Source organism: Kitasatospora sp. NPDC096140, from assembly GCF_040303045.1.
Lineage (GTDB): Bacteria > Actinomycetota > Actinomycetes > Streptomycetales > Streptomycetaceae > Kitasatospora.
Window position 1 is genome coordinate 34423 of the sequence record NZ_JBEOUW010000064.1, and the last position, 11174, is coordinate 45596.

Consider the following 11174-nt stretch of genomic DNA (forward strand, 5'->3'; position numbering starts at 1 on the left):
CGTCGGTCAGTTGTTCTCTTCCTCCTCCACCCAGCCCATGGTGCGCTCCACGGCCTTGAGCCACTTCTTGTACTCGCGCTCCCGGGTGGCCTCGTCCATGCGCGGGGTCCACTCGGCGGCGCGGTGCCAGTTGGCCCGCAGGGTGTCGAGGTCGTTCCAGAAGCCGACGGCGAGACCCGCCGCGTAGGCGGCGCCGAGGGCGGTGGTCTCGGCCACGTACGGGCGCTCGACCGGGGCGTCCAGGACGTCGGCGATGTTCTGCATGAGCAGGTTGTTGCTGGTCATGCCGCCGTCGACCTTGAGGGCGGTGAGCTCGACCCCGGAGTCCTTCTGCATGGCGTCGACGACCTCGCGGGTCTGCCAGGCGGTGGCCTCCAGGACGGCCCGGGCCAGGTGGCCCTTGGTGACGTACCGGGTCAGACCGGCGATCACACCGCGGGCGTCGGAGCGCCAGTACGGGGCGAACAGGCCGGAGAAGGCCGGGACGAAGTAGGCGCCGCCGTTGTCCTCGACCGTGTTGGCGAGGGTCTCGATCTCGGCGGCGGTGGAGATGATGCCGAGCTGGTCGCGCAGCCACTGGACGAGCGAGCCGGTGACGGCGATCGAGCCTTCCAGGGCGTACACCGGGGCCTGGTCGCCGATCCGGTAGCCGACGGTGGTCAGCAGGCCGTGGTACGAGTTGACGATCTTCTCGCCGGTGTTCAGCAGCAGGAAGGTGCCGGTGCCGTAGGTGGACTTGGCCTCGCCCTCGTTGAAGCAGGTCTGGCCGAACAGCGCGGCCTGCTGGTCGCCGAGCGCGGAGGCGACCGGGACGCCGGCCAGGTCGCCGACGGCCTCGCCGTACACCTCGGCGGAGGAGCGGATCTCCGGCAGGACGGCCATCGGCACGCCCATGGACTCGGCGATGCTCTCGTCCCAGGCGAGGGTCTTGAGGTTCATCAGCATGGTGCGGCTGGCGTTGGTCACGTCGGTGACGTGCTTGCCGCCGTCGACACCGCCGGTGAGGTTCCAGATCACCCAGGTGTCCATGGTGCCGAACAGGATGTCGCCGGCCTCGGCGCGCTCGCGCAGGCCCTCGACGTTGTCCAGCAGCCAGCGGATCTTCGGGCCGGCGAAGTAGCTGGCCAGCGGGAGGCCGGTCTCGCGGCGGAAGCGGTCCTGGCCGACGTTGCGGCCGAGCTCGCGGCACAGCCCCTCGGTACGGGTGTCCTGCCACACCAGCGCGTTGTGCACCGGCTCACCGGTGTTCTTGTCCCACAGGACGGTGGTCTCGCGCTGGTTGGTGATGCCGATGGCGCGGATGTCGTCCTTGGTCAGGCCGGCCTTCTCCAGCGCACCGCGCACGACCGACTGCACCCGGGTCCAGATCTCGGCGGCGTCGTGCTCGACGTAGCCCGGCTGGGGGAAGATCTGGCGGTGCTCCTGCTGGTCGACGGAGACGATCCGGCCGTCGGCGCCGAAGATGATGCAGCGGCTGGAGGTGGTGCCCTGGTCGATCGCGGCGATGTAGTTACCGGTGGAGGTCATGGGGAGGGTCCTCGGCTCGGGTTGAGGGGTACGGGGTGGGTGGGCCTGACACGCTTCTCGGTCAGTCCCCGTGTTCGGCGGGGTCCACTCTGCTGTTCGGCGGGGAGCCTTCAGAAGAGGGCGTCGTGCCGCTTAGAAGAGGGCGTTGTAGACGCCGCCGGCCGCGAGGCCGCCGATGACCGGGCCGACGACCGGGACCCAGGCGTACGACCAGTCGGAGCCGCCCTTGTGGGGGATCGGCAGCAGGGCGTGGGCGATGCGCGGGCCGAGGTCACGGGCCGGGTTGATCGCGTAGCCGGTCGGGCCGCCCAGCGAGAGGCCGATGCCGACGACGGTGAAGGCGACCATCAGGGTGCCGGTGCCGGACTGCGAGAGGCCGGCGTTGGTGCCGATGGTGAGGATCGCGAAGCAGAGCACGAAGGTGCCGATGACTTCGGTGAGCACGTTCTGGAACGGGTTCCGGATCTCGGGCCCGGTCGAGAAGATGCCGAGGGTGGGCTCCTCGTTGGCGTTGAACTGGCCGAGGTAGGTCGCCCAGACGAGGACGGCGCCGATGATCGCGCCGAGCATCTGCGAGCCGATGTAGAGCGGCACCTGGCTCCACTCGCCGCTCTTGACCGCGAGCGCGAGGGTGACGGCGGGGTTGAGGTGCGCGCCGGACTTCGGAGCCGACATGTAAGCGGCGATGAGGACCGCGAATCCCCAGCCGAAGGTGATCGCCAGCCAGCCGGCGTTGATCGCCTTCGACTTCTTGAGGGTCACGGCGGCGCAGACGCCGCCGCCGAGAAGTATCAGGGCGGCGGTGCCGAGGGTTTCGCCGACGAAGACGTCGCCGTTGGAGAACGCGGACACAAAGACTCCCTTGTCCATATGGCCCGGAGGTGCGGGTGGGGGTGGGCGGCCGGGTCGATCGCTGTGCGGGTGAGCGCGCTGTGGGAGTGATCTCCCGGCCATCGTTCGACAATGTCGACCGTCATGCGGAAGCTTCCTCCCCAGGTCGCCTCCACGTCAAGGCAGGGTTACGCAGCTGTGACCCTTGTCCCCGCCCGTCCCCAGAAGTTACCGAGCGGAGCGCCCCGAAACGGGGCAAAACGCCAAGGCGCGGACAGGCCGACCGCCCGTCCGCGCCTCAGCGTGACGAAATGAATGTGTCCCTCAGAACCGGCCGGCGCCCAGGTCGCGCGAGATCGCGCGCGCCGCACTGCGCACCGAGGCCACCAGCGAGGGCTTCACGAAGCCGTCCTCGCAGACCCGTTCGACCGGCCCGCTGATGCACACCGCACCCACCGGATTGCGCCGCCGGTCCTGGATCAGCGCGCCGATCGAGGCCACGCCCTCCCAGGTCTCCTCGATCGAGTCCGCCCAGCCGCGCTCGCGGATCAGCGCGCACTCGGCGTCCACGTCCGCCGCCTCGGTGAGCGTGCGCACGGTGTACGACTCGTACGGACCGTCGCCCAACTCCCCCCGCGCAACGGGGTCGTAGGCCACCAGCATCTTGCCCAGCGCGGTGCTGTGCAGCGGCTGCATCGAGCCGACCTCCAGCACTTGCCGGGTGTCGTCCGGCCGGAACACGTGGTGCACGATCAGCACGCCCTGCTGGTGCAGCACCCCCAGGTAGACCGTCTCCCCGGCCGCCCGGGCCAGGTCGTCGGCCCACACCAGGGCCCGTGCCCGCAGCTCGTGCACGTCCAGGTAGCTCTGCCCCAGCCGCAGCAGCTCGGCGCCCAGCTGGTACTTGCCGCTCTCCGGGTCCTGCTCGACGAACCCCTCCTGCTGCAGCGTGCGCAGGATGCCGTGCGCCGTGCCCTTGGCCAGGTCCAGTGCCGTCGCGACCTCGGACAGGCCCAGGCGGCGCTCACCGCCGGCCAGCAGTCGCATGATCGCGGCGGCCCGGGAAAGCGACTGGATCGGGCCGGGCATGAGAACCTCCGCGCTGACAGGCGGTCGACAATGTCGACCACAGTGGTGACGGCACGAGTCTGCCAGGCCGTGCTGACTCCGTGCACCTTCCCCCTCGGTAACCCGCCCTCGGCCGGGTGTTAACCTTCCGCGCCGCTCGACGGCCCCCGGCGCACCGCCACCTCCGCCGCGAGCGCCGCGATCCCGTCCGGTCCGACCCGGCAGCAGCCGCCCACCAGCCGGGCCCCGTCCGCGAGCCAGCCGCCCACCCGGGCCGAGCGGAAGGTCGCCTCGCCACGCCAGCCCCGGCACGCGGCGTCCCACTGCTCCCCGCTGTTGGGGTAGACCACCACCGGCTTCCCGGTCACGTCGGCGGCCACCGCCACCGCCCGGTCCGCGTCCCGCGGCGTGCAGCAGTTGACGCCCACCGCCAGCACCTCGTCCACCTCCGCCGCGAGCGCGAACGCCTCCGCCAGCGGCTGCCCGGCCCGGGTCCGGCCGCCCTCGATGCTGTACGACAGCCAGGCCGGCACCCCCAGCCCGCGCACCAGCTCCAGCAGCGCCCGCGCCTCGTCCGCGTCCGGCACCGTCTCCAGCGCCAGCACGTCCGGCCGAGCCGCCGCCAGCACCTCCAGCCGGGGCCGGTGGAAGGCCACCAGCTCGGCGACGCCCAGCCCGTAGCGGCCCCGGTACTCCGAACCGTCCGCCAGCACCGCCCCGTACGGGCCCACCGACGCCGCCACGAAGCGCCGCCGCCCGCCCGGCTCGGCCCGCGCCGCCTCCCGGGCCAGCTCCACACTGCTCGCCAGCAGGCGGGCCGCCTCCGCCCGGCCGATGCCGCGGTGCGCGAAGCCCTCGAAGCTCGCCTGGTAGCTCGCCGTGATGGCGACGTCCGCGCCGGCCTCGAAGTACGCCCGGTGCGCCGCCACCACCGCCGCCGGTTCGTCCGCCAGCAGCCGCGCCGACCACAGCTCGTCCGAGAGGTCGTGCCCCGCCGCCGCCAGCTGGTTCGACATCCCGCCGTCCAGCACCAACGGACCGGCGGCCAGCGCCGCGGCGAAGTCCGGCGGGGGAGCAGTGGGCATGTCGGCCTCCTCGGGCGCGGTCGTTGCTGGTCACAGCCTAGAAGGCGGACGCCCCGGCCGACCGGGAAAACCATTTGCCGCCGGGGAACGCAATCGCTACGTTGTGCTCATTCCGAGAACGACACGACCGATCAGCGGAGCGAGCACGGAGAGGGCAGGGCGATGGCAGCGGACGACCGGCCCGGCAGCGGGCCCGCGGCCGAGCAGGAATGGCTCGCCGCGTACGACCCGCGCGCCTACGCGCCCATCGCCGTCACCGTCGACGTCGTCGCCCTGACCCTGCGCGACGGCCTCCTGCACGTCCTGCTCGTCGAGCGCGGCGCCCCGCCCCACCAGGGCTGCTGGGCGCTGCCCGGCGGCTTCCTGCGGGCCGGCGAGGAGGGCCTGGACGAGGCCGCGGCCCGCGAACTCGCCGAGGAGACGGGCCTGCAGGGCGCCGCCGACGCCGAGGCCAGGCTCTGCCGGCTCCACCTGGAGCAGCTCGGCACCTACGGCGCGCCCGAGCGGGACCCGCGGATGCACGTCGTCTCCGTCGCCTACCTCGCCTTCGCACCGGACCTCCCCGACCCCCGGGCCGGGACGGACGCCGCGGCCGCCGCCTGGCACCCCGTCCGCGACCTGGACCTCCGGCCCAGCGGCCGGTCCCGAGCCGCCGGCGCGCCCGCCGACACCCACGGGGGTGGCGTCGACGGGCGCGCCGGCACCACGGCGCTCACGCTGGCGTTCGACCACGCCCGGATCCTCGCCGACGGGCTCGACCGGGTCCGCGCCAAACTCGAATACAGCCCGCTGGCCACGGCCTTCCTGCCCCACGACTTCACCATCCCCGACCTCCGCGCCGTCTACGAGGCGGTCTGGGACGAGAAGCTGCACCCCGGCAACTTCCACCGCAAGGTCCTCTCCGTCCCCGGCTTCGTCGAGAGCACCGGCAGCACCACCCAGCGCGGCGGCACCCGCGGCGGCCCCCGCGCCCGCACCTACCACGCCGGCGGCGCCGCCCTGCTGCACCCCGCCCTGCTCCGTCCCACCCGCGAGGACCAGCCCGGCGACGGGCCGTCCGGCGAGAGCCCCTCCGGCGAGGGCCCCACCGGGGCGATCCCACCGCACTGATTCACCGGACACCCCCGGATCACCGTCGGCCACCGGGCTACCATCCGGCCATGACCACCGACGAAGCGACCCAGACCGTCCACCGGCCCTTCTCCCACTGCCACTTCTGCGGCACGCCCTACCCGCCCGACACCCGCGCCTGGCCCCGCACCTGCCCCGGCTGCGCCGAGATCAGCTACCGCAACCCGCTGCCGGTCGCGGTCACCGTCCTCCCCGTTACCCGGCCCGACGCCGACCCGGCCCTCGTCGTCATCCGCCGCACCATCGAACCCGGCTACGGCGAACTCGCCTTCCCCGGCGGCTACATGGACTACGGCGAGAGCTGGCAGCAGGCCTGCGTCCGCGAACTGCACGAAGAGACCGGCATCGCGGCCGACCCCACCGAGGTCACCCTGATCCACACCGCCTCCGACCCCAACGGACGCTTCGTGATGCTCTGCGGCCTGCTCCCCGCCCGCCCGCTCGCCGAGCTCCCGCCCTCGCGCCCCACCGACGAGACCGAAGGCTGGCTGCTCGCCACCGCCGACACGCCGCTGGTCTGGGACTTCCACAACGGCATCCTGCGCCGCTGGTTCAGCGGGGAGTTCACCCCCCGCTGACCACCCGACCGCCCGCCGGCCGACCCTGGCGCGACGGCCGCTCACATGGCATGGTCTGCACCGACAGCCCAACCGGACGGGTCTGCCACAAGCCCTCCCGTCCCCACCACCGGCCGGGAGACCACCACCGTGAGCACCCCACCCCAGGACCAGCCGCTCTGGCGCCCCGCCCCCGCTCGCGCCGCCGCCACCAGCCTGGTGGCCTTCCAGGCCTGGGCCGCCGAACACCACGGCGCCCCGGCCGCCCCGCTCGCCCCCGCCGCCGACGACCGGCAGGCCGCCGAGCGCTACGCCGACCTGCACGCCTGGTCCACCGAGGACCTCGACCGGTTCTGGGCAGCGGTCACCCAGTGGTTCGACGTCCGCTTCACCCAGGCCCCCGAGGCCGTCCTCGCCGACCCGGCCATGCCCGGCGCCCGCTGGTTCCCCGGCGCCCGCCTCAACTACGCCGAGCACGCCCTGCGCGCCGCCGAGCCCGGCCCCGACGGAGCGAAGGGGCCCAACGCCGACCGCCCCGCGATCCTCCACCTCGACGAGACCACCGAGCAGCCCGTCGTCCTCACCTGGGGCGAACTCCGCCGCCAGGTCGGCTCCCTCGCCGCCGCCCTGCGCGCCCGCGGCATCGGCCCCGGCGACCGCGTCGGCGCCTACCTGCCCAACATCCCGCAGGCCGCCGTCGCCCTCCTCGCCACCGCCGCCGTCGGCGCGATCTGGACCAGCTGCGCCCCCGACTTCGGCGCCCGCAGCGTCCTCGACCGCCTCCAGCAGATCGAGCCCGCCGTCCTCTTCGCCGTCGACGGCTACCACTACGGCGGCAAGGACCACGACCGCACCGAGGTCGTCGCCGAACTGCGCCGCGAACTCCCGAGCCTGCGCACCGTCGTCCACGTCCCGCTGCTCGGCGGCCCCGCCCCCGAGGGCGCGCTGACCTGGGACGACCTGGTCGCCGACGACGTGGAGCCGGTCTTCGAGCCGGTCCCCTTCGACCACCCGCTCTGGGTCCTCTACTCCTCCGGCACCACCGGCCTGCCCAAGGCCATCGTCCAGAGCCAGGGCGGCATCCTGCTCGAACACCTCAAGCAGGCCGGCCTCCACCTCGACCTCGGCCCCCAGGACCGCTTCCTCTGGTACACCTCGACCGGCTGGATGATGTGGAACTTCCTGCTGGCCGGCCTCCTCGTCGGGTCCACGATCGTCACCTACGACGGCAGCCCCGGCCACCCCGACACCGGCGCCCTCTGGTCCGTCGCAGCCCGCACCGGCGCGACCGTCCTCGGCACCTCCGCCGCCTACGTGATCGCCAGCCGCAAGGCCGAACTCCACCCCGGCCGCGACCTCGACCTCTCCGCCGTGCGCTGCATCGGCACCACCGGCTCCCCGCTCCCGCCGGACGGCTTCCGCTGGATCTACGACGAGGTCAAGGCGGACGTCTGGCTCGCCTCCGTCAGCGGCGGCACCGACGTCTGCTCCTGCTTCGTCGGCGGCGTCCCCACCCTCCCGGTGTACCTCGGCGAGATCCAGGCCCCCTGCCTCGGCGCCGCCGTCGAGTCCTGGGACGTCCAGGGCAAGCCGCTCACCGACGCGGTCGGCGAACTCGTCGTCACCAAGCCCATCCCCTCCATGCCCACCGGCTTCTGGAACGACCCCGAGGGCACCCGCTATCACGACAGCTACTTCGACACCTACCCCGGCGTCTGGCGCCACGGCGACTGGATCACCGTCACCTCCCGGGGCACCGTCGTCATCCACGGCCGCTCCGACTCCACCCTCAACCGCCAGGGCGTCCGGATGGGCTCCTCGGACATCTACGAGGTGGTCGAGCGCCTCCCCGAGATCGCCGAGTCCCTGGTCATCGGCCTGGAGGAGCCCGACGGCGGCTACTGGATGCCGCTGTTCGTCGTCCTCGCCCCCGGCGCCGAGCTGAACGACGACCTCATCGGCCGCATCCGCACCTCGCTGCGCACCGAACTCTCCCCGCGCCACGTCCCCGACGAGGTCATCACCGTCCGCGGCCTGCCGCACACCCTCACCGGCAAGCGGATCGAGGTCCCGGTCAAGCGCATCCTCTCCGGCACCCCGCTGGAGCAGGCCGTCAACCCCGGCTCCGTCGACAACGTCGAGCACCTGCGCTACTTCGAGCAGCTCCGCCTCGACCGCCAGGCCTGACCCCGACGCACACGAGGAAGGGGCGCCCCCACCGCCGTGGTGGGAGCGCCCCTTCCTCGTCCGTCCTGTCGCCGCGGCCTACTCGCCGGACAGCACCTGCTGCGCGGCGGCCCGCGCCTCGTCGGCGCTGTCCGCGGCCCGGGCCGCCTCGGCCGCCCGCCGGCACTGCGCCAGCGTGTACTTGGCCAGCGCGGTCCGCACGTACGGGATCGATGCCGAGCCCATCGAGAGGCTGGTGACGCCCAGGCCGGTCAGCACCACGGCCAGCAGCGGGTCGGATGCCGCCTCGCCGCAGACGCCGCAGCTCTTGCCGCTCACCCGCGCGGCCTCGGCCGCCGCGGCGATCAGGTCCAGGAGCGCCGGCTGCCACGGGTCCTGCAGCCGCGCCAGCGCACCGACCTGGCGGTCGGCCGCGAAGGTGTACTGCGCCAGGTCGTTGGTCCCCAGCGACAGGAACTCGACCTCCTGCAGGATCGCCCGGGCCCGCAGCGCGGCCGACGGGATCTCCACCATCGCCCCGAACTTGGCCTGCAGCCCGGCCTCGCGGCACGCGGTCGCGAAGTCCCTGGCGTCCTTGCGGTCGGCCACCATCGGGGCCATCACCTCAAGGTGCACCGGCAGACCCTCGGCCGCCGTGGCCAGCGCCCGCAGCTGGGTGCGCAGCACCTCGGGGTGCTCCAGGAGGGTTCGCAGACCGCGCACGCCGAGCGCCGGGTTCGGCTCGTCCGCCGGGGTCAGGAAGTCCAGCGGCTTGTCCGCGCCCGCGTCGAGCACCCGGACCACGACCCGGCCCTCGGGGAAGGCCTCCAGCACCTTGCGGTACGCCTCGATCTGCTTCTCCTCGCCGGGAGCCTTCGCCGAGTCGTCCAGGAACAGGAACTCGGTACGGAACAGGCCGACGCCCTCGGCACCGTTCTCCAGCGCGGCCGGCACGTCCGCCGGGCCACCCACGTTGGCCAGCAGCGGGACGCGGTGCCCGTCGGAGGTCTGCCCTGGGCCGGAGGAGGCGGCCAGCGCGGCCTTGCGCTCGGCGGCGATCGCCCGCAGCTCGTCCTGCTTCTCCTGCGACGGCTCCAGCAGCACGTCACCGGAGCTGCCGTCCACCGCGACGACGGTGCCTTCGGCGACATCGGTGGCACCGGGCAGCGCCACGACGGCCGGCACGCCCATCGCCCGCGCCAGGATGGCGCTGTGGCTGGTCGGCCCGCCCTCTTCGGTCACGAACCCGAGCACCAGCGTCGGGTCCAGCAGCGCGGTGTCGGCCGGCGCGAGGTCCCGCGCGAACAGCACGTACGGCTCGTCGCTGTCCGGCACACCCGGCATCGGCACGCCGAGCAGCCGGGCCACGATCCGGTTCCGCACGTCGTCCAGGTCGGCGACCCGACCGGCCAGGTACTCCCCGGCGGAGGCGAGCAGCGCACGGTAGGCGGCGAACGCGTCGTAGACACCGCGCTCGGCACTGCTGCCGACGGCGATCCGGCGGGACACGTCGGCCATCAGCTCCGGGTCCTGCGCCATCAGCGCCTGGGCCTCCAGAACGGCCTGCGCCTCGCCGCCCGCCAGGTTGCCGCGCGCGATCAGGTCGGCGGCGACCGCGTCCACGGCGGCCTGGGCACGCGCCTGCTCCCGCGGGGCGTCCTCGGTCGGGATCCGCGTGGCCGGGGGCTCCAGCACCGCCGTTCCCATGTGCCGCACCTGGCCGATCGCGACCCCGTGGCTGACACCCACGCCGCGCAGTGTCTTCTCCATCTACCTGTCTCCGCTGAGAGGAGCGGCCCCGCCGGGAACCGCTGAGTGCCGGGCCGCCCCGTCACTTCCTGCGGGGCGGGTGTGTGTCCGTGGTCGAGAGGTCAGCTCCAGCTGAACAGGGCGTCGCCGGACACGGCCTCGCCGTCCTCCCGGAGGCCTCCGAGCGAGTCCGGAGCGGCCTCCAGTGCGACGATCGGCGAGATCGGCGACTTGCCGGCGGCCTCCACGGCGGCCGGGTCCCACTTGATGACGGCCTGGCCGCGGGTCACCGTGTCGCCCTTGTTGACGAGCAGTTCGAAGCCCTCGCCGTTGAGCTGGACGGTGTCGATCCCGAGGTGGGTCAGCACCCCGTGGCCCTCGGCGTCCACGACGACGAAGGCGTGCGGGTGCATGGAGACGACGACCCCGTCCACCGGCGCGACCGCCTCGGTGGGCCGACGGACCGGGTCGATCGCGGTACCGGGACCGACCATCGCGCCCGAGAACACCGGGTCGGGCACGCCGGCGAGCCCGACGACCCGACCGGTCAGCGGCGACGTCACAGTGGTCATGGTTGTGCCTCCCAAGTGCGCAGTACAGCGAGCGGCCGCGAGGAGCGGCACGACGATCAGCTGAAGCCTAAATCATGTCAACTTCGGACATCTGTCGACATTCCAGGGCGAACAACCCGCCCTCCGCCCACCTACCGGCCGGCGTCCCACCGGCCCGCGAGTGGTCTAGTCCTCTCGGCCGATGCGCCGCACTCTACAGGCATCTTGGCGAATCGGGACCATTGCTGTATATGCTCGCGAGAGCAACAAATCATGCCGCCACCCGGGTGACACCGGGCGCGCCTCGATTCGCGCTCCGGACACCGACCCGCTATGGTTGGTCGAGTCGCCGCAACTCGGCGGTTAACTCCAGATTTCAGATGTGAAAAGCCCCGGTAAACGGAGCGGAAAACATCTGGTAAGCTGGAAACACGAAAGAACGAAGCCCGGAGGGTCCGCTGGAAGGCGGTCCGAAGGAAGCGTCCGTTCCTTGAGAACTCAACAGCGTG

The 11174-nt window shown here is 72.8% G+C and carries 9 protein-coding genes; 3 read left to right on the forward strand and 6 right to left on the reverse strand.

Annotated elements, in window-relative coordinates; translation table 11 throughout:
• Nucleotides 1–6: 6 nt before the first annotated feature.
• The 4 genes from glpK to mmuM all read right to left on the reverse strand — a co-directional run bounded on the left by glpK (nt 7) and on the right by mmuM (nt 4511).
• Nucleotides 7–1527 carry a glycerol kinase GlpK gene (gene glpK / locus ABT048_RS38540; protein ID WP_350526303.1) on the reverse strand — a complete coding sequence of 507 codons (1521 nt, stop codon included), beginning with the start codon at nt 1525–1527 and terminating at the stop codon, nt 7–9.
• 132 nt (nt 1528–1659) lie between these two features.
• Complete coding sequence (locus tag ABT048_RS38545) at nt 1660–2397, reverse strand: MIP/aquaporin family protein (RefSeq protein WP_470330277.1); 738 nt, start codon at nt 2395–2397, stop codon at nt 1660–1662.
• Nucleotides 2398–2682: 285 nt separating this feature from the next.
• Entirely contained in the window at nt 2683–3447 is a 765-nt protein-coding gene (locus tag ABT048_RS38550; RefSeq protein ID WP_350526305.1) for an IclR family transcriptional regulator, read from the reverse strand.
• A gap of 119 nt (nt 3448–3566) precedes the next feature.
• Complete coding sequence (mmuM, locus tag ABT048_RS38555; protein WP_350526306.1) at nt 3567–4511, reverse strand: homocysteine S-methyltransferase; 945 nt, start codon at nt 4509–4511, stop codon at nt 3567–3569.
• A 162-nt stretch (nt 4512–4673) separates the two neighbouring features.
• On the opposite strand from mmuM, the gene ABT048_RS38560 reads away from it, so the two are divergent.
• From ABT048_RS38560 to ABT048_RS38570, 3 genes are read left to right on the forward strand one after another with little or no spacing between them, the layout of a single operon-like run.
• Entirely contained in the window at nt 4674–5621 is a 948-nt protein-coding gene (locus tag ABT048_RS38560) for an NUDIX hydrolase (protein ID WP_350526307.1), read from the forward strand.
• A gap of 50 nt (nt 5622–5671) precedes the next feature.
• Nucleotides 5672–6220 carry an NUDIX domain-containing protein gene (locus ABT048_RS38565; protein ID WP_350526308.1) on the forward strand — a complete coding sequence of 183 codons (549 nt, stop codon included), beginning with the start codon at nt 5672–5674 and terminating at the stop codon, nt 6218–6220.
• Between the two features lie 45 nt (nt 6221–6265).
• Nucleotides 6266–8386: an acetoacetate--CoA ligase gene (locus ABT048_RS38570; protein WP_502894125.1), complete on the forward strand. Its 2121-nt coding sequence runs from the start codon at nt 6266–6268 to the stop codon at nt 8384–8386.
• A gap of 78 nt (nt 8387–8464) precedes the next feature.
• Here ABT048_RS38570 and ptsP read toward each other — a convergent pair whose 3' ends face one another.
• Entirely contained in the window at nt 8465–10135 is a 1671-nt protein-coding gene (ptsP, locus tag ABT048_RS38575) for a phosphoenolpyruvate--protein phosphotransferase (RefSeq protein ID WP_350526310.1), read from the reverse strand.
• 101 nt (nt 10136–10236) lie between these two features.
• Nucleotides 10237–10686 (reverse strand): PTS sugar transporter subunit IIA, encoded by a 450-nt coding sequence (locus ABT048_RS38580; protein ID WP_350526311.1) that lies wholly within the window; start codon nt 10684–10686, stop codon nt 10237–10239.
• Nucleotides 10687–11174 lie beyond the last annotated feature (488 nt).

Coding starts and splice junctions, on each gene's coding strand:
- glpK (WP_350526303.1), bottom strand. CDS start 1,527: ATGACCTCCACCGGTAACTACATCGCCGCGATCGACCAGGGCACCACC.
- ABT048_RS38545 (WP_470330277.1), bottom strand. CDS start 2,397: ATGGACAAGGGAGTCTTTGTGTCCGCGTTCTCCAACGGCGACGTCTTC.
- ABT048_RS38550 (WP_350526305.1), bottom strand. CDS start 3,447: ATGCCCGGCCCGATCCAGTCGCTTTCCCGGGCCGCCGCGATCATGCGA.
- mmuM (WP_350526306.1), bottom strand. CDS start 4,511: ATGCCCACTGCTCCCCCGCCGGACTTCGCCGCGGCGCTGGCCGCCGGT.
- ABT048_RS38560 (WP_350526307.1), top strand. CDS start 4,674: ATGGCAGCGGACGACCGGCCCGGCAGCGGGCCCGCGGCCGAGCAGGAA.
- ABT048_RS38565 (WP_350526308.1), top strand. CDS start 5,672: ATGACCACCGACGAAGCGACCCAGACCGTCCACCGGCCCTTCTCCCAC.
- ABT048_RS38570 (WP_502894125.1), top strand. CDS start 6,266: ATGGCATGGTCTGCACCGACAGCCCAACCGGACGGGTCTGCCACAAGC.
- ptsP (WP_350526310.1), bottom strand. CDS start 10,135: ATGGAGAAGACACTGCGCGGCGTGGGTGTCAGCCACGGGGTCGCGATC.
- ABT048_RS38580 (WP_350526311.1), bottom strand. CDS start 10,686: ATGACCACTGTGACGTCGCCGCTGACCGGTCGGGTCGTCGGGCTCGCC.